The following is a 19,015-nucleotide window of genomic DNA, read 5'->3' as shown; positions in this document are numbered from 1 at the left end:
TCGTGCGGCTGGATTACGTGTCGGTTGTTATTGGCTCCAGGAATGGCTCACGTCCTTCCCCAACTGCCGGACGGAGTCATGTCTTGATCGGGCTGTGCCATCTGGCCCTCGGCAACTTTTCCAGCGGAGGAAAGCGGACCGCCCGGGCGCACATAGCGCGACCAGGACAAGATCGCAGCAGCTATGTAGCACAACAAAAAGATCCAGTAGGCGGGGGTCGCAGTCCCGGTTGTGTCGTAGGACTGTCGGAGAGCAACGTTGATTCCGACCCCTCCGAGCGCGCCGAATGCGCCGGCGAACCCGATCAACGACGACGATCTGACCCGTGCCCAGTCGCGGCGGTCGTCGTCGTTTAGTCCCTGCGTATGGCTACGAGCCTCAAACACCGACGGGATCAGCTGGTATACCGGCCCCTTGCCCGCACCGCAGAAGGTGAAGAGCGCGATAAAACCGATGACGTAACCAACCATCGTCAGCGTGGTGAAAGACCCGTCGCTCCCACCAGTGAGGTCGTTGTGAGTGCTGATCGCAACCAATAACCCACCCGCCACGATGGCCCCGGCGAAGACACCGAGGACGACGCGACCCCCACCGAAACGATCGCTGAGTTTGCCGCCTACGATCCGCGCCAGCGATCCCAATAATGGTCCAATGAACGCGATCTGGGCTGCGTGTAACGATGCCTGTGCCTGACCTTCCCCGGCGGCTGTGAAGTCGTGCTGCAACACCTGCCCGAAAGCAAACGCGAATCCAAGGAAGGATCCTGACGCGCACATGTAAAAGAACGAGAGTATCCACGTGTCGGGTACCGAAAGGATGGCCCGAAGGTTGGCGATCGACAGTCCGGCGCGGTGTGCAGTGACGTCATCCATAAACAGCGCCGCGCCGACACCGGCGAAGGCGAGCAGTACCAAGTAGATAGCGCAGACCCAATAGGGCGCCTGGTGGCCGACAGTGGCAAGCACCACCAACCCGACCGCCTGGATGGATGCCGATCCTAGATTGGCAATTCCACCGGTCAGTCCCAGCGTTGAACCCTTGAGCCGCTGCGGATATAAGCCATCGACCTTGGCCAACGACGCCGAATAGCTTCCGCCACCCAGCCCCGTTAATGCCGCGCACACCAGATATGGCCACAACGGCAGGCCCGGGTGTGCCAACAGCACCATAGCGCCGGCGGTCGGGATCAACAGCACCAGCGATGACATGGTTGTCCACGTGCGTCCGCCAAACCAGTTGGCCGCCATCGCATAAGGTATCCGCACCAACGCGCCTACCAGAGAAGCGATGGCATCAATCAGCAGCTTGTCGCCAGTCGAGAAGCCATAGACAGACTGCGGCATGAACAGCACCATCACCGACCACAGATACCAAATGGAAAAGGCGACATGGACATTCACCACCAGCCAAGCCAGGTTTCGACGAGCGATGGCACGGTTGCCGCCGTTCCAAGCTGCAGTGTCCTCGGGATTCCAATTGGCGATGCGCGTACGCACCATGTATCACTTACCTTTCGGTGAGACGTTGGTGTGGCCTTCTACCGACTATTAGCCAGCTTGGGAGTCAGCTACTTGCGTTGGGCGCGTTGGCTATTCAGATACCGATGCTCGAAACAGCAGAAATCTCTCGGCGCTTTCATCCAAGCCTGGACTGCCGTTTGCGACGGCTGGTGCTCTGCACCTTAGGGGCGGCCAGGAGATGACGCCCACGCACATGGGCATTGGCGAAGCCAGCCAGCGAGGCCGCCGGCTAGCCTTCGACGATGCGCGGGCCGTCCTGGTCCGCCAAAAGGGGTGCACAGTGGCGAAAGGCTCGCCGACACCTACATGCGTCTCAAGAGTGGTGACTTGCAAATTCGCCGTGCAAGCGGTATGCGCCGCTGGGCTTGCTCTGCCTGGGGCGCCAGACGCCGACACTTTGCGCCAAGAAGCACCGCCGCGACAACATCGAATCGCAGGGGCGCACGAAATATCAACGGCCACTTATGGTCCTCCGCGTCAGCTTCAGCTGCATGTTTAGCCAGCTGAGTACTGGTTCTGTTCCGCAGGGACCGTTGGCCATCGCTGACGCGACGGACGGTTGTGGCGAGCCCCACCGCCATAGTGCGTTAACGTCACGCTAACACAATTAAAACTTACATGATCTTATCCCTTGACACTAGCGCGAACCGCGATCGGGTGACAGCACCACAGCGCTGACGCACAGCAAGTTGCCAGCTTTCTGCGACCGCTCATCCAGATCGACTCGGGCAGGTATAGGGGCCGCCGCCTGCCAGTCGCCCGACGTATGCACGTTTAGAGCGCGAGCACTCGCGCGAGCCCTCTCCTGTCGGTGACTGAGATCGCCCTTGACCCAACTGAATTACTCTTGGTTGACTGACACAGGCGATGGAGCCCGCCCTAAACCGCCGACACGGCTGATGGCCCCTGCGAACAAAGGAGTCGCAGTTGAAGCGCGTCGCCATAAGCATGTATCTCTGTTCGCGCGATGACTCATGACGTCTCGCGAGATGGCTGCTAAACCCGTAATACATTGTGCTGCTTGGGATCTCCGGCTCGTCACGGCCTTATCGTCGAGATCCCGGCCCGACGATAGGGCGCACCCCGCTAGTAGCTGCGGTGTGCATACAGATGCGACGGCGGGAAAGGGCGGCCACCGTTCAGCTGCACCGACGTGCTCGTCGGGTCGCGGCACCTCGGTTAGGCGGGGGCGTGCAGTCCAATTCGTCGATGGTCCCGACCGCGGGGCAGCATCCGACCGGCGGCGCCCGCCGTTGCAAGCCGGGTCAGATCGAATCTCTATCGCGAGGGCTCGCAGCGTGTGTAATCGCCTGAGCCTCTTATGGTGCCGTAGCAATGCAGCCGCAGCAGAGGAATCGTCGCGTGCGGTGGAAGGTGCCACGGAGGCGAATCGTGATTTCTCGCGCCAGGAATACGACCTGGTTATGGTCACGACCGGACGCCCGTTCGTTCCACCACCACCGACCTCCGATACGTCGGGTGCGCTGGCCTGAGGTCGATAAGTGGCCATCCACGGCCAGTCACAGCAAATGATCGAACGCCCTGACCGCGCGATCGGCCAAAAAACAGTAAGGAGCAGTGCCATGGAATTTGACGTCACCATCGAAATCCCCAAAGGGCAGCGGAACAAGTACCAGGCGGACCACAACACCGGTCGCATCCGACTTGACCGCTACCTGTACACGTCGATGGGTTATCCCGCAGATTACGGCTACATCGAAAATAGTCTTGGTGAGGATGGGGACCCTCTGGATGCGCTCGTTCTGCTTCCGGAGCCGGTATTTCCGGGCGTGATGATTACAGTCCGGCCGGTCGGTATGTTCCGGATGGTCGATGAGGCTGGTGGTGATGACAAAGTGCTCTGCGTGCCGGCCAGGGACCCGCGATGGAATCAGGTCGATGACATCAAGGACGTACCATCGTACGAGTTGGAGACCATCGAACACTTCTTCATTCATTACAAAGACCTTGAGCCGGGGAAGTTCGTCAACGCGGGCAACTGGACTGATAGGCAAGCGGCAGAAGTCGAAGTAAAACGATCATTGGAGCGATTTCGCGCAGACGGTCACTGACATTTTAATTTCGTTAGGCGCCGAAGCGAGGCGTTCCGAGAGCGTTGCCCTTGTCGGGTTCAACCGCAGCCATGGCCTCGTGTCTTCGCGTTCTTCATCGGAACTGACTGTGGCACATAGTATTGCGGCCACGAGGCCCAGCCGAGAGCGCGATCGCGCCTGCTACTCAGTGGATAACCGACTGGCCCGACAGCCCGATCGGCTGCCACAGGTGTATCCGGCAAATCTGGAGGTATAGCCCATTGTTGCCTTTAGAACCGACCGCCACTTGTCGCTACGCCGCCGGCATGATGAATCACCGAAGCCCAGTTGGCCAGCCTCGTGATGTCGCATTGCTCTTGGGCCCTGGCATTGAGAGTGAACCGGGGTTCCAACACATTTGGGCGAACGCAGGCTGTCCCTCTGCGCTCCGTCCCCATGCGCTGATAGCAGCGGCCCGGGCGGGCATTGATTTCGACGAAATGTGGCGTACTCCGAGCGACTTTGGCACTCCCGCCATCCGGCTGATGTGCGTGGCATCGATTCTCGGCTGCGCTACCGAGATCCTCGTCGACCACACAACACTTAATCCACTTCTGGTGCGGTTGATCTCGTGGTTCAGTGCGGCAAACGCGAGCATAAGCATTGCCGACTTCGATGCAGCCTTAGTAGCTGCTGCAGCAGGGCAACGAAAGCCAATCGCAGCCGCGCCGGTGGCCGGCACAGCGTGTTGATGGCCTCCGCGATGCGCAAGGCAGCCACGGTTCTGGCGGCTCAGCCCTTGAACGCGCCATGGCAACAACAGAGCTCGGTCCTGAGTGCCGTTGCGCAACGGCTGCCCTGGGCTGGCGTCGGTGGGGCGCTCAGGTTTGCTGAGCGTGGCTACCGTTCGCCGTTGGCTCTGGCTCTCAACGGTTCACTCGTGAGTGGCGAATGCAACAGTGCCGAGCGTTGGGTTTGGCGATGGAATTACCACCGCCGCAGCGGGATCTGGCGTCGCGCTGACTCCCGGCATCGACCAAACTTCGCCATCCTTTGATCCCCACCAATACACGGCCAATCCAAAGGAGTCATTGATGGACGAGGATTGCCTCAAGCTGACCGCGTATCTAGCCGAGCGCCGCCGGACTGGCGACGCGTTTGTCTCCGACGTATTGCTCGGCCTGTACGAGCAGCACAGCATCGCTAGCAGCGTTGTGCTACGAGGCATTGCGGGTTTCGGTACGGGGCGCCACTACAGAAGCGATCAATCCCTTACGTTGTCCGAAGACCCGCCCGTCGCCATCACCGCGGTCGACACCAGAACCAAGATCGAAGCGCTGCTCGACCCTGTATTGGCCATCAAACAGCGCGGCTTAATCACCCTCGAACGTGCACGGCTGCTTCGCGAGGACATCCGGCCGGTGGACCTACCCGATGAGCTACACGAAGCCGTCAAACTGACGATCTATGTTGGCCGCAAGGAACAAGTCTACGGAGTGCCTGCCTACACAGCGATCTGCGACTTGATGTATCGGCGTCGCCTCGCCGGCGCATCGGTATTTTTAGGCGTCGACGGCATCGCTCATGGTCAACGTGAGCGTGCGCATTTTTTTGGCCGCAATGCCGATGTCCCGATGATGATCATTGCCGTTGGGTCCGGTGAGCGCATTGGCCAGGTGCTGCCCGAACTGGGCGGCCTGCTTCGGCGACCCTTGTTCACCCTGGAAAGAGTTCGCTTATGCAAGCGCGACGGTGAACTACTGGAACGTCCCCACGCTTTGCCCGGAGTAGACGAACACGGCCTGCCTCTATTTCAGAAGCTGATGATCTACACCTCTGAATCTGCCCGCTACGGCCGCGTGTCAATTCACCGCGCCATTGTCCAGCGCCTTCGACAGCGCAAGTCGCCGGATGGGGCGACCGTCCTACGCGGCATCTGGGGTTTCCATGGAGACCACCAACCCCACGGTGACAAGCTGCTCTCGCTGGCCCGTCACGTTCCCGTTGTCACCATCGTCGTCGACACACCGGCCAACATCGCCGAGTCCTTCGACGTGATCGACGAACTGACACGCAACGAAGGGCTGGTTACTAGCGAGATGGTGCCCGCGCTAGCTTCTGACGACGACGATCACGGTAGACCGCCTCTGGCAAGTCACCGGTACTAGCAGCCCGCGAACGATCGTCTGGTTGAGCCGGCGCCAACTGCACACATTCTGATCTCAGCGGGCACCGAGGGGGCATGCCTCGCAGAGTATGGAAATCCGAGCGCAACAAGGGCTTACGTGACGGTCGCTATGGGATGCACAGACAGCTAGACGTATGAATGGCTCCACCAAAAATTTCCCTAAGTTGACCATCTTAGCTTGTGTTACGGGAAAAATTCAGGTTAACTGAGGGCGATGGTGTAAAGGTGCGTTGCTGCCGTGGTCTAACCGAGGTTGTCAGCGCACGATGGCGGTGGGGCTCGCCAAAACTGCCCGTCACTCTCGACGGCCAACGGTCCCTGCGGAACAGATCAGTACTCGGCTAGGTTTTGCATGGCCGACTGTGACGCGGAGGACAGTAAGTGGCCGTTGAGATTTCGTCTATTGATTTCTTCCAGCTTGATGGCCTGTACGCCATGAGCAGCCATAGATTGGCCGACCCTGACGACAGTGCCCCCGAATCAAACCGCATGCCGATCGACTTGGACCGGTAAGTGCTGAATTGTCGTTCAGCCGAGCAGAAGTCTCTCGCGTTGGGGATAAGGATAATTCGACCGTCCTGCAGACTCACGTGGAGAGGGAGGTACCGGTTGTCGTGTTCCCACCGCATCGTGGTGCGGGATCTAGAAGACGTGGCGGCCTGGAGCGCATCCGAAGTCGCGGCAGGCCCGTGGCGACGCTGACCATGTGCGGTTACACCGTCGGCTTCGTCGCATTGTTCGCCCGTTGCGGCGGGGCCAAGGGGGGGGGGGGGTGTACAAGCCGATTCCATCGGTCTGCAAGGAGCGCGGTCGCGCGCTGGACCCTGACGACAGCGAACGGCATCACTGGGTCCGGGTCACGTCGGCGGCGTTCCCTGACGCAGCAGGCGACGCGAGGATGCTGGCAATGGAAAGCACAATGCGAGAAACAAGGTGATGGCATGGATTACACGGGTCATAACGGAAAGCAGATCGTGGAACGAGTTTCCACAGCAAATGGCGCTGCTCGGATTGAAGGCATGCCGCGGGTGCCCATTTCGAAGGCAACCGCGCACGAGGTGATCAGCCTTGCATACGGCTTCTTCACTCCGCTGACAGGGTTCATGGGTCGACACGAGGTCGATGGAACCTTAGACAAAATGCGCCTTCCAGATGGAACGTTGTGGAGCATACCCATCGTCCTCGACATGCCTACCGACGCCATCGAAAAGTTGAACATAACAGTTGGAGGCAGCATCGTCCTGGAATATCTGGGCGCACCTATGGCTGTCCTTGATGTCACTGAGATCTACGAATACGACCTCACGCGCATGGCCGAAAAGACGTACGGCACAATCGATCCTCGTCACCCGGGCGTCAAAAAAGCGTTCGCGTACAAGGATCGGTTCATCGGTGGCGACATCACCCTCATCAACGAGCCGACCTTCAGCGATCCGTTCAAAAGCTTTTGGCTCACCCCTAGACAGCACATGGATATGTTGAGCCAGAAGCACTGGAAGAACCTGGTTGCACATCAAACGCGAAACGTTCCACATACCGGCCACGAAGCCTTGATGAAGCAAGCCTGGTTCGCGGCCAACGAAGACATGCCCGTTAGCGATTTGAGTACGGGTGTGCTGGTCAATGCGATCATCGGCCAGAAGCGTGTCGGAGACTACATCGACGAGGCGATACTTTTGGCACAAAACGTGCTGAGAACGAGCGGGTATTTCCGCGACAACGTCCATCAGGTTTCTTTCACGCTCTGGGATATGCGCTACGCAGGTCCGCGAGAGGCGATCTTCCATGCGATTCTGAGGACAAATCTCGGATGCACCCACCACATGTTCGGCCGCGACCACGCCGGTGTGGGCGACTTCTACAAGCCGTACGATGCGCAGAACCTACTAAGTCAGCACAGGTCCGAGTTGAGCATCAAACCGGTGTTTCTGAGGGAGAACTGGTACTGCCCGAAATGCTTGGAAGTGACCAACTCTACGCTCTGCGGCCATGACTCCCAAGCACAAAGTTTCAGCGGCAGCCTCATACGAAGCATTCTGACGGACGAAGTAAAGCCGACTCAAAAGGTTATGCGGCATGAAGTATTTGGCGTTGTCATGGAGTGTGCTGCCAGGTACGGCAAAGGTTCACCATTCGTTACGGAAGAGTATCTCAAGACTCGGCGGCCAGTATTTACACTGAACCAATTAGGGGACTAAATCCATGAGTAGCACACCAGAAAGAATCAAAGTCAATGTGTGGATCAACGAAGAACGCTTAAATGCACTGGCAGATGCAGGAATGGCCGACTCTGCAACGGAAGCTTTTGCCGGCATGAAACTGCTGGAGATCTATGCAACTGAGGAGCAGAAGAACGTCGTGCTGCAGCGGTTCCCGGGAGCCAAGTACGATTCCGCTACTACCAAATCTATTGAGTTGCTTCCCAAGAAGGTGAAAGACAGACTCTTAGACCTCTCCATCAAGATGCATTCGACCGGTCCCGATGTGGTGGACCGCTTTCTTCAGGAAGCGCAATCCTGATCCGTGTAAACGCGAGCGACGTGGCGTTGTCGCGGGACGTTTGTTCCAGCGCAGAGTCCGGCGGCGCGCTGTTAAGTCCCATACTTCATCGTGGGTAAAGGCTTGCCACTCCGCGGCCGTCTCGTCATGGAGGCAGTAATACTGATCTATATCGTGACGGCGGCCCGATGTCACGGTTGGCATTATTTCTTCTTTCCCGGCCTTGCGGCCCTCTCGCATGACGTGTTGACCCGGCCGTGGGGCAAGTGGGCGGCTCAGCCGTTACGCCTTATCGTGACGCCGGTTTTGGGCGCCATTGCTGGGATGTTGATTACCCGCGCCTTGCCTTACGGTGTGCTGGCGATTCTGCTCGTCGTCACCTCGTGCCTACTACTTCTCACGCTGCTCAAGTCGAACATCGCCCCGGCGCTGGCGGCGGGGGCGCTACCGCTCTACCTGGAGGTGAAGAGTTGGCTCTATCCCGCCTCAATCGCGCTGAGCCTCTTCGTCTTGGTTGCCATTCTTGTGATCTGGCAACGGTATTGTCGTCGACAGTACGGGCAGCAGGCGCCCGACGCGAACCCGGATGATGTTCTCGAGACGCTCCCGAGCGGGCATACGTGGCCCCTGCCGTTCTTCGCGTTCGTGACGGCAACGGCCTTCTGTGCCGCGGCCTGGGACTTACGACTTATGCTGTTCCCTCCGCTCATCGTTATGGCCTACGAGATGTTCGCCCATCCCACCACGTGTCCGTGGGCCGGGAAGCCTCTGGCGCTCCCCGTGGCGTGCCTGCTGACAGCGACCACCGGATGGGTTGCCGTGCGCCTGTTTGGAAGCGGTGGTGTAGCGGCTGGATGCGGACTTGCATCCGGTGTTATCGCGCTTTGGCTGCTACGGCTTCGCATGCCGCCCGCGTTAGCGATCGGACTTCTTCCGCTCGTCATCGGCCCTCCCAGTATCAAGTATCCGATCTCTGTGGCTATCGGTGCCGCGGCGCTAACCATCATGTACCAGCTATACCAACGCGTGTTCGCCGGCCACCTTGGCCGTGATTTCCCGACAAAATCAGAAGGAGGGAGTTTCCAATAGCTTGGCCGCAGTCAGGTTGGTCTGCACGAAAATTGAGCCAACCCAAAGGGGTCTGCAGGAATCTGGCCGACGTCGCGCTGGGTGACGGAACTGACGCCGGGCAGTTTCGAATGGATGGATGGTGCCGACCTCGCCGCGGCGCTCGCGGTCGCGGACGGATGCGAACTGTGAGCGGCAATCGGGGTGAGAGAGCAAGCTGTGTAACATGTTTCGACGACCAATAAGCAATCTCGATCGCATCTGGAACTATCGTCGTGCACACCGGGCAAGGCCGCCATGCCCTCGAGTATTGTGCGGCCGCCGTCGATGCCGACTGCACACCGTGGTCTAACGGCCGCAGCCGCAGTAGGCCGGCAGTAATGCTTCGTCACACAAGGTCCAGCTGCATACCAATAATCGTCACGACGACGCCGGCAACGGCGAGGGCGGCCGCCCATACGATCCGGCGGCCGCCTACATGAGATCCCAAGACCACGCCCAGAAGAGCGAGAGCAGCGGCCGAAGCGACCAGGGCAATCCAGGACAGCCGTGGGAGCAACGTACCAATGAATAGCGGGAGAGCCGCGCCCGCAAAGCTGGACGCTCCTGCCACCAGTGCCGCGGCAATCGAGTCGCGAAAGACCGCTCTACCAAGGCTTGTGGCGGCCAGACGACCCGACTGAGTAAACATCAGCTGTCGTTCGGCGCGTAGCAACTCCAATCGGTTCTGGGTGTATTCCGCGATGAAGAGGGTGACAATCGCGGTAACAAGGGCGACAACCCCAACTCGGGCGCTCAAGCGCAGGCCCAGACCGACGCCATGGAGCACCGATGCTGCCGCCAGGGTAAGCGCATTCAGGATTCCATCCGACACGCCAAGCGCCATAGCGAAAACAAACCTTCCCGAGCGGCGAAGGCGCGTCGCCCGAAGCCGCAAAACTTTCATCGGGTTCGAGGTACCCGTTCGATGATCCGATCGCCCACAACAAGCTCATCGATACTGTGCACCGCCGCACCAGCCTTTTCGATCTGCCTTATCAATTGCGCCGCATCAATGGATTTGCCTTCGACCGTGACCTCAAGGCCGACTGTCTCCAGATCAATTTCTGCCACGGTGATGTTGAGCGCCTCAACGCCGGAAACGTCATTGATCGCCGCGGCCAGCTCCAGCAGATCTGGCCTAGTGATTGCTTTATCGACGTCCAACTGCATGCGGCGAATGTTCATCGTGACTCCTCTGCCGGTCTGCCCTGTTGCAAGAAAATTGTCTGCTCCTCACCAAGCTCCGATGTGGTCGAATCAGCGTGAGGCCGACCCCGCGGCACCGCGCGCGTCTTTGGTTCCAAACATGAGTCCGCAGCTCCTGCGGGGGATCGCCGGCGCGGTAGGAACTCCAACATCGATAGCAGGAACACCCACGAAGCTACGTGCTGCCAGCGAGTAACCCTAGGCGCCAACGTATTTGCAGAGCGTGGCTTCATCGCGAGATCGACCTGCGATCCGTTCACGCTCGTCTCCTGGCGTGCTGATGACTAGTCACGCGTGTCATCTGCGTCTTCGCGGTCAGGAGGGCGCGGTGCGCGCGCATCACTCGGGTCGTCGATGACGGTGATTGAGGCGAGTACTTGCTTCAAGTTCGCATATGTTAAGGGGGAAATGTCACGCAAGGCATCTGCGGTCTCCTCGTCGCAGCCATTTGCGATCGCTGCGGCCAGCAAATCGTTTCGGTTGGCGGGAAACCGGATACCACTCAAACACGTGCGAAGTCGAGCTTCGGTGGTGGATGCAATCATTTATTGGCCTTCCGGATTGAAGCGATCGTTAACCATCGGTAACGCCCAGCTCTTCCGCTACAGTCAAGCCGTGTAGCCGGGGGAGCGCCAGCGGGACTACGGTGCCAATAGTCTCCTGTGTGACTGCGAGATCCACCGTCATCACGCTTTGCCAAGCTTACGACGAATGCGCGGTGGCGCACCCACGCTATCTGGGCCTGTGGTGTGCGCGACATGCCGACAGGTAGCTTGACGGCCTCTGCGCGAGCGGGTGCCGATCAACTCGGCTGCTGCAAAATTATTCGCGACGGAGATGGGGGAGATCTGCGGAGCCTGTTCAGAACACGTTGGGCGGGAAATAATTTCGCATGTATAGCTAGTTATCACGCGCCGGGCCACTTAATACGGTACTCGAATATGCATGTAGAACCGTGACCATGCTGGTCGATGATAAATTCCCGTTCGACCCGGCTGGGCACGGCTACAGCGCCCCCGGCGTAGGGAAGGTGACCCTGCGAGTCGAGTTTGGTAGCTAACCGACGTAGCTCGTCCGCGACGTCCTGACGCGTCATAATTCGGTAGTGATTGTGCACATTGAGGTCTGACATCTGGGGCTCTTTCGATCAGTCGCGGGTGAGCCGACGGTGGGTGAGACGGTATGGGCGGGCTGCTTCGGGCCCGGCCCTTACGACTTTGTGCTGTTCATAGCCGGCGTAGTTTCCCTCGAACCAATACCATTGGGGCGGGGACGCGTCAGTACCTTCCCAGGCGAGTATGTGGGTGGCAATACGGTCGAGGAACCAGCGGTCATGCGCGGTGACGACGACGCAGCCGGGGAATTCGGCGATGGCATTCTCCAGCGAGGCGAGGGTCTCGGTATCGAGGTCGTTGGTTGGCTCGTCCAGCAGCAGCACATTGCCACCCTGCTTGAGGGTGAGTGCCAGGTTGAGTCGGTTGCGTTCGCCACCCGAGAAGAAGCGCGCGGGCTTTTGTTGATCGGCGCCCTTGAAGCCGAAAGCGGCGATGTAGGCACGCGACGGTACTTGTACCGATCCGATTTGCAGCACATCATCGCCGCCTGAGACGACTTCCCAGGCGGTCTGACCCGGATCGATGTGAGCACGGTTTTGGTCCACGTAGGAGATTCGTACAGTCTCGCCGATGCGGATGGTGCCGCTGTCGGGTTCCTCATTGCCGGTGAGCATCTGAAACAATGTGGTCTTACCGACACCGTTGGGGCCGATGACACCGACAATCCCATTGCGTGGCAACGTGAACGAGAAGTCATCAAACAACTTGCGGTCAGCGAACCCTTTGCTCAGGTGGTCGATCTCGATAACCGTGCTGCCCAGCCGTGGACCCGGTGGGATGTGAATCTCCTCGAAGTCCAGCCGTTGGGCCTTGGCTGCCTCGGCCGCCATCTCTTCGTAGCGGCGCAGCCGCGCACCGCTTTTCGCCTGACGCGCCTTAGCGCCGGAGCGCACCCATTCCAGTTCGCCCCGTAGCTGACGCAGCCGCTTGGCGTCCTTGCGGCCTTCCACCTGGAGCCGCGCGGCTTTGGTGTCCAGGTAGGTCGCGTAGTTGCCCTGATAGGGGTAGGTATGGCCGCGGTCAAGCTCGAGGATCCATTCGGCGAGATTGTTGAGAAAGTAACGGTCATGGGTAACGGCAACGACCGTGCCTGGATAGGCAGCCAGGTGTTGTTCGAGCCATTGGACGCTTTCGGCGTCGAGATGATTGGTCGGCTCATCGAGGAGCAATAGGTCGGGCTGCTGTAACAACAAGCGGCACAACGCCACGCGGCGCCGTTCCCCGCCAGATAGCTGTTGGATGTCGGCGTCTGGCTGAGGGCAGCGTAGCGCGTCCATGGCCTGCTCGAGACGAGCGTCGAGATCCCACGCATTGCGGTGGTCTAGTTGTTCTTGCAGGCAACCCATTTCGGCCATGAGTTCGTCGCTGGCTTCGTCGGCCAGCGCGGCGGTGATTTCGCCAAAGTGAGCCAACAAGGCGTCGGTGTCGGCGACGGCCGCCCGGATGTTGTCCAGCACATTCTGGGTCTCGTCTAACACGGGCTCTTGCGCCAGCAGCCCGACCGAGACGTCTGGCGCCAATCGGCCGTCTCCGTTTGAGGGTTGCTTGAGGCCAGCCATCACCTGTAACAGTGTCGATTTGCCCGCTCCGTTGGGGCCAACGACACCGATCTTCGCACCCGGCAGAAATGAGAGGGTGACGTCCTCGAGAATCACCTTGTCGCCGCGCACCACCCGCGCCCGCTCCAGTTGGTAGATCCACCGCACAATTGCCTCCCGCCACGAATCGCGATTCGTCTGCAGGAACCATCGGCGACCGCTCGATACATATGGCCGCGGTTAGGTGGCGAGTTCCACCGCCAAATTTCTGCACTAAGCCTAGCTCGTCGCGCCGAGCTTCTGCTAGCGTCGAAACCAGCCGCAACTTCGGTTCGCGGTCGGCGATGAGGCTCCGCCTATTTCGCGCCGTCCGGCGCTGATGGCTTCTACCCCGCATTAGGTGTCGCTCGCAGACCCAGTCTGCGTTTCGAGGCGAGGGAGGAGCCATGGATACGCGTAATGCCCCTGATGTCGAGGTGGTTAGGGTCGCCGAGCGCGTTCTCTACCGGGAAAAGTGGCGAGTCTACGAGGAGCGTGCCGCGCAGAGGTTAGCGCAAACATCCTCACTTGTGTGGACCCGGCTGTTCCCCGAAAGCTCGATCATCCGGATAGTCGCTGTCGACGGTGTCGTGGTGGGTCGAGTTCGGCGCAAGGGCAGCCGATGGGTCGCTACGGGAATCGGACGGCGGGGCCCGGTCGCCGACTGCGGAGCCTTCCGCACAGCCATCGACGCCCTCACGTCGGAGGTCCACGGGTGCTGAGCAATAACATCACGATCCTCGCCACGCAGCAGCGCCCTGACGACGACAGGGATGAACGCGTCCATTCGCGCAGAGGGACACGCTAATGGCGGCCGTCAGCAAGATCGAAGTGTTGCTGCTATGGCGCGCCCTGCGTCAGTTTCGGTCTGGAAAAAGACCCGGCTGTGCACCATGGGGGCAACCCCCTAGTAGCGCGCGCCCCTCTATGCCGGATGTGGGCGTTGGAGCGAGCCAGACGACTATCGACTCACGCTCGATGAGACCTTTGACGAGACGGTGCGCCGCCGAGCCCAATGGCCCTGCGCACGGCTTCTTGATCTGCTCGGCCCAGATACTTCTCGGATCGGCTAGGACGCCGATGTGCCCGGGAATATGTTGTCCTGCAATAGTTTCGAGCAGTAGTTACTACGCTGACCCGCGGCGGCACCATGGCGTAGGTCCTCTCGCCGAGGAGATTGGGGCCGGAAATGTACGTACTGACCGTTACGAATTTCGGAGATACGTGTTCGGGCCGCGCAGACACCGTCTCGGTCTACAACAGCTACGAGGCTGCGTGCGCGGCCGCCAGTGGCTCTGCGGCCGTCGACCATTTGACGGTGACGATGCGGCGCTGCTCGATGGCGGGAGAGGAGGTAATCGCAGCTAAAGGTGTATTCATCGACGAGGAGGGAGTGGCGCTATTTGGATTCCACATCACGCTTGAGTCATGATCTGGCGCTGCTAATGGTCCCCCTCGTTGTCCGACTGCACCGCACCCTGGGCGGCTATTGCGGAGATGATGCAGGATGCGGAGAACCAATGTGGCGCAGCGGAAGAAGGCTTTCAAGCTGCTCACGACCTCGAAACAGACGGACGCAAGACCGGCCACGGCCGCCGCGACCATTATTGGCGATCCGGTTTGCAGTTGACAACATCCGCCTCATTTCCACAAGCGCATCTCGCCACAAAGAGTCTGATCGAGAACAGCCGGCCTGCGTTATGGCACAAGCACCCTTAAACAACAGAGCGTTCGGCCTCAGCAGAGGGAGTCATGTCCGTATCGAAGCGGCTAGGTAGCCGGCGCCCGCTGGCCGGAGAAGCACACTCGATGTCGCCGGTAAATGTTGAGATCCACAATGCGTGGGTTGAGTTCCCCACTTTCGACGCGAAAAGACGGTCGCTGAAAAAGGCGTTCCTGGGCAGTGCGAGCCGGGCCATTGGAGACATTCCGGCCAGCGTGCCCGTCATCGAAGCGCTGCGTGACATCACCCTTTCGCTGCATATGGGGGACCGAGTTGGCCTGGTCGGACACAACGGCGCCGGGAAGTCCACGCTGCTGCGACTGCTGTCGGGCATCTACGAACCAACGCGCGGCTCCGCCATCGTCCGGGGCCGGGTCGCGCCAATCTTCGATCTCGGGATCGGTATGGATCCTGAAATCTCAGGCTATGAGAACATCATCATCCGGGGATTGTTCCTCGGCGAAACCCGCGAGGCAATGCGATCCAAAGTCGATGAGATCGCCGCGTTTACCGAGCTCGGCGATTACCTGTCGATGCCACTGCGCACCTACTCCACCGGCATGCGAGTGCGGCTGGCGATGGGAGTGGTCACGAGCATTGACCCGCAAATTCTGCTGCTCGACGAGGCAATAGGTTCGGTCGATATCGACTTCCTCCACAAGGCATTGGTTCGGTTGCAGCAGCTGGTAGCCAGGTCGGGGATCCTGGTGTTCGCCAGCCACTCCAATGACTTCCTCGCCCGGCTTTGCAAAACCGCCATATGGATAGACCACGGCAAAATTAGGATGACCGGAAAGCTACGGGATGTGATCGAGGCGTATGAGGGCGTACAAGCTGCACGCCATGTCGCTCGCAGCAGTGCGGAGGTCACCCCGAATGAATAAGTCGGACGAACAGCCACTCCGGTCAGGAAGGCAACGCCGAAGGAACCGCCGTAGTGGTGCCCGCGATTTCGGCGTCACATCGAAGCAGTTGCCCACGGTGCGCGAGTTCTCTGCGGGCGGGCTGCCTGCCCACGGCACTGGCACCAGTCGCCAATTCGGGGTGATCATCGGTCGGGTTGGTCGGCGCGGCCGCACCCTGTGGTTGTTACCCAAGGGCCACGTTGAAATAGGTGAGCGCCCCGACCAGACCGCAGTTCGCGAGATAGCCGAAGAAACCGGCATTCGCGGTGACGTGATGGCCCCCTGGGCAGCGTGGACTACTGGTTCCGCGCAGCGGTTGCCATGGTTGCACAAGACGGTCCACCATTACCTGCTGCGGTTTCGCGAAGCTGCAGTGGCGATAGGCGACGACCACGAAGTCACCGATGTTGCGTGGGTACCGCTCGAGGCGTTGCCGTCACGGCTAACCCATGCTGATGAAGGCCAGATCGCGACAGCGGCAATAAATCTCACGCAAACATTGCTCGAGCGGGGCCAGGATACACTGCCCCAACACCTCTCGAATTGCATCGCTGCGCCAACCCCAACGACACTCGATCTCCATGCATGGGACGGCTTCGCCTGGACCTGGCCCGCATAGCTAGGCGCTCAGGGAGGAGAGAAAGATGACCATCCACGTTGATGTGACCACGCGATCTCGAAAAGCTCGGCGCTGGCCTTCGCGGCCAACCGGATGGGGATCAATCAAGTGCTCGCGGACAAGCGGCCAGCACGGGGCGACAGTGACATGACGTTTACCCGGCCTGCTGACCGTCCAACGGGACGAGACTTCATCGGCGCGCTGCTCGCCGGTCGGCCGAAGCCCACGCGACCCACGATGTACGGTCACCAGTGATCCACACTCGAAGCAGAGAACGAACCGCGCTGGAAGCGACGGAAGACCGCGGAATACGCGCCGCTAAGGCGAAAAGTCGCTGAAATCAAGCCCATCGCGTATGGCTTTCTGCGCCTTGGCCGGCAGTGTATCGAGGATCTCATGCACCCGGGCGCGATGGCGCGCGACGGCTTTGCGTTCCGGCATGCCCGGCGTAGCGTTGATTTGCTCTGGCACACCCTCGATTTCATCAACACCGCCATCAGGATGGCCAGCATCAACCATAGCTTGCTCCTGGGCCAGGGTCGCGGCGTCCTTCTCTTCTGACATCCCGATCGGACCGACCCGGCGGCCGTTGAGGAATTGCCGCACTACTGGATCGTCGCTGGTCAACAGCACTTCACGAGGCCCAAACATGACCAACTTACGGTGAAATAGCATGCCGATGTTATCGGGCATCGTCCGGGCGATGTTGACGTTGTGAGTGACAATCAAAAGCGTGCAGTCGATTTGGGCGTTGATATCGATGAGCAACTGGCTCAGATAAGCCGTGCGGACTGGATCCAGACCCGAGTCTGGCTCATCGACGAGGATGATCTGAGGCTCAAGCACCAAAGCACGCGCCAAACTTGCCCGTTTGCGCATGCCGCCGGAAATCTCGCCCGGGAACTTACCCTCATCGCCGCTAAGGCCAACCATTTCCAGCTTCTCCATGGCGATCCTGCGGATCTCGCTTTCCTTCTTTTTGGTATGTTCGCGCAACGGAAAGGCCGTGTTGTCATACAACGTCATAGACCCGAACAACGCACCGTCCTGAAACATCACCCCGAACAAAGTACGGATTTCATAGAGCTGCTTGCCTGAACAGGCGACGATGTCGGTGCCATCGATGACAATCCTGCCCTGTTCTGGGTGAATCAGCCCTACCAGGGCCTTCAAAAACACTGACTTCCCCGTGCCGGACGGGCCCAGCAAGGCGCTGACCTCCCCAGCTGGCAACGACAGCGTGATATCTTCCCAAATTCGATGACTACCAAATGATTTAGTCAGGCCCTCAACATTCACTGCGATGCCCATAGCCCCCAACTCCCAACTCGACAACACCGTTGACGGCCGCGTCGCCACTTTGGCAAGGGCGTACGGCTTCCCACGTATTGGAAACATGTCGAGACACCACGCACCGCCTGGCGGCCGTGGCTGCTCGGCACGTTCGCGCCACTCGCTCCCAACACTGCTCGACACCTTCCCGCAGGAGTTACAGGACCGAGACAAACAGGCCCATCCAGCGCGAGCCGTGTTGCGCTGCGCGCGCACCGTCGCAGATGAGGTTGACTGCTCTGCTGCACAGCGGGACTTGACGAGGACCCGTTAGAGGGATCCCGAGCTAGCTGTCGCGAGGCGATGCGGCTCTTGGTGGCGAGGAAGCTCTCACGGTCGGCAACGTGGCCGGGGCGATTAGGCAAAGCGAGATTCGGTGATTCGGCATCCACGCGCAGCTCCTCCCCAGTTGTGTTGGAGGGCAGGTCTGCCGTCCAACTGAACTACGGGTAGAAGCCATCAACGCCGAGTGGCGTGCGTAACGGCGAGCCTCATCGCCGGCCACCGATTCGAAAAGCGGTCGCTTCCAACGCTAGCAGCAACACCGGTGCTGAGCCAACATCGAATGCCTCCCGTGCGGGCCCCGCCACCAGCATCGAGGTATCGGTCCGAACACGGCTGAAACTAATGCGGCGAGCCGTGCCGGCCGCAGCTCAACCTCACCAGACACTCATCCGGAGGTCAGGGCGCGGGTCTCCGGCTAGTCACCTGCCTGATCAGGGGCGACGTCAAGGCAGGTGGCAGTTCAGCAAACAGGAGAGCCAGGTGTTTTCTAGGTCGGTAGTTGTGTAATGTCAAGAAGACATGCAATAAAGCGATGGGGCTCGCTCTACGCGCTGTTTGCGGTCAGATTTCACCGACCCGATAGTGCTAATGGCTCCTACCCGTGGGTTGTCGATGCGCGACCCACCCGGATGGGTAGGAGTTCGTCATATGCAGCGTTGTGTTTCGGCGGGTCGCGCACCCGATGGCGGTCATCGACCAAATCGCGCTGTAGCCCCAGCCACTAGTTCCGTGGCCGCTGCTGTGGTGTCGCACCGCCGGCGATGTTCTCCAAACGCAGCCCCTAGACCTTGTACCGGCCGTACCCAGGTCGTTAGGCAGGCTCCGTTGCCCAAACGTCCTCTGTCGTACCGGGTTTCATGGGCTCCTCGAGAATCACGACACTTGCTGACGCTCTATGCCGGC

General features: G+C 59.9%; 14 protein-coding genes, 1 pseudogene and 3 riboswitches. Of the genes and pseudogenes, 9 read left to right on the top strand and 6 right to left on the bottom strand.

What is annotated here, in order from left to right; all coding sequences use genetic code 11:
- Nucleotides 1-47 precede the first annotated feature (47 nt).
- Nucleotides 48-1,499, bottom strand: a complete 1,452-nt coding sequence (locus K883_RS08670; RefSeq protein WP_020823988.1) for an MFS transporter — start codon at nt 1,497-1,499, stop codon at nt 48-50.
- 875 nt (nt 1,500-2,374) lie between these two features.
- A riboswitch (Fluoride riboswitch) is annotated at nt 2,375-2,436 on the top strand.
- Nucleotides 2,437-3,103: 667 nt separating this feature from the next.
- Between K883_RS08670 and K883_RS08665 the strand changes: the two genes are divergently transcribed.
- The 5 genes from K883_RS08665 (at nt 3,104) to K883_RS08645 (ending at nt 9,329) form a co-directional block, all read left to right on the top strand.
- Nucleotides 3,104-3,592 (top strand): inorganic diphosphatase, encoded by a 489-nt coding sequence (locus tag K883_RS08665; protein WP_020823986.1) that lies wholly within the window; start codon nt 3,104-3,106, stop codon nt 3,590-3,592.
- A gap of 1,055 nt (nt 3,593-4,647) precedes the next feature.
- Nucleotides 4,648-5,721, top strand: coding sequence for a DUF190 domain-containing protein (locus K883_RS08660; RefSeq protein ID WP_036455347.1), 1,074 nt, complete (start codon nt 4,648-4,650; stop codon nt 5,719-5,721).
- A gap of 961 nt (nt 5,722-6,682) precedes the next feature.
- Complete coding sequence (gene sat / locus K883_RS08655) at nt 6,683-7,939, top strand: sulfate adenylyltransferase (RefSeq protein WP_036454231.1); 1,257 nt, start codon at nt 6,683-6,685, stop codon at nt 7,937-7,939.
- Nucleotides 7,940-7,943: 4 nt separating this feature from the next.
- On the top strand, nt 7,944-8,261 hold the full coding sequence (locus K883_RS08650; RefSeq protein WP_036454229.1) for a DUF6955 family protein: 318 nt from the start codon (nt 7,944-7,946) through the stop codon (nt 8,259-8,261).
- 90 nt (nt 8,262-8,351) lie between these two features.
- Nucleotides 8,352-9,329 carry an HPP family protein gene (locus K883_RS08645; RefSeq protein WP_225337466.1) on the top strand — a complete coding sequence of 326 codons (978 nt, stop codon included), beginning with the start codon at nt 8,352-8,354 and terminating at the stop codon, nt 9,327-9,329.
- Between the two features lie 367 nt (nt 9,330-9,696).
- Here the strand turns inward: K883_RS08645 and K883_RS08640 are convergent, their stop codons facing one another.
- The 4 genes from K883_RS08640 to ettA form a co-directional block, all read right to left on the bottom strand.
- Entirely contained in the window at nt 9,697-10,194 is a 498-nt protein-coding gene (locus K883_RS08640; RefSeq protein WP_036454227.1) for a hypothetical protein, read from the bottom strand.
- A 56-nt stretch (nt 10,195-10,250) separates the two neighbouring features.
- Entirely contained in the window at nt 10,251-10,535 is a 285-nt protein-coding gene (locus K883_RS08635) for a DUF211 domain-containing protein (protein ID WP_020823981.1), read from the bottom strand.
- Nucleotides 10,536-10,840: 305 nt separating this feature from the next.
- Nucleotides 10,841-11,101, bottom strand: coding sequence for a DUF2795 domain-containing protein (locus K883_RS26595; protein WP_080687388.1), 261 nt, complete (start codon nt 11,099-11,101; stop codon nt 10,841-10,843).
- 602 nt (nt 11,102-11,703) lie between these two features.
- Complete coding sequence (gene ettA, locus K883_RS08630; protein WP_179945088.1) at nt 11,704-13,380, bottom strand: energy-dependent translational throttle protein EttA; 1,677 nt, start codon at nt 13,378-13,380, stop codon at nt 11,704-11,706.
- A 23-nt stretch (nt 13,381-13,403) separates the two neighbouring features.
- A riboswitch (Fluoride riboswitch) is annotated at nt 13,404-13,480 on the bottom strand.
- A gap of 957 nt (nt 13,481-14,437) precedes the next feature.
- On the opposite strand from ettA, the gene K883_RS08625 reads away from it, so the two are divergent.
- The 4 genes and pseudogenes from K883_RS08625 to K883_RS28530 all read left to right on the top strand — a co-directional run.
- Nucleotides 14,438-14,680: a hypothetical protein gene (locus tag K883_RS08625; RefSeq protein ID WP_020823978.1), complete on the top strand. Its 243-nt coding sequence runs from the start codon at nt 14,438-14,440 to the stop codon at nt 14,678-14,680.
- A 377-nt stretch (nt 14,681-15,057) separates the two neighbouring features.
- A complete protein-coding gene (locus tag K883_RS08620) occupies nt 15,058-15,855 on the top strand; it encodes a galactan export ABC transporter ATP-binding subunit Wzt/RfbE (protein ID WP_020823977.1) in 798 nt (265 codons plus the stop codon).
- A complete protein-coding gene (locus tag K883_RS26585; RefSeq protein WP_225337465.1) occupies nt 15,848-16,495 on the top strand; it encodes an NUDIX domain-containing protein in 648 nt (215 codons plus the stop codon). The genes K883_RS08620 and K883_RS26585 overlap by 8 nt, the downstream gene beginning before the upstream one ends.
- Before the next feature lie 66 nt (nt 16,496-16,561).
- Nucleotides 16,562-16,750 (top strand): annotated as a pseudogene (locus tag K883_RS28530) (hypothetical protein); the annotation flags it as partial.
- 63 nt (nt 16,751-16,813) lie between these two features.
- On the opposite strand, the gene K883_RS08615 reads toward K883_RS28530, so the two are convergent.
- On the bottom strand, nt 16,814-17,806 hold the full coding sequence (locus K883_RS08615) for an ABC transporter ATP-binding protein (RefSeq protein WP_051701149.1): 993 nt from the start codon (nt 17,804-17,806) through the stop codon (nt 16,814-16,816).
- Between the two features lie 464 nt (nt 17,807-18,270).
- Nucleotides 18,271-18,335: riboswitch (Fluoride riboswitch) on the bottom strand.
- Nucleotides 18,336-19,015 lie beyond the last annotated feature (680 nt).

The sequence above is a fragment of the Mycobacterium sp. TKK-01-0059 genome, from assembly GCF_000709305.1.
Lineage (GTDB): Bacteria > Actinomycetota > Actinomycetes > Mycobacteriales > Mycobacteriaceae > Mycobacterium > Mycobacterium intracellulare.
The sequence above is the reverse complement of the archived record's forward strand: the minus strand, read 5'-3'. Positions and strand labels throughout refer to the sequence as shown.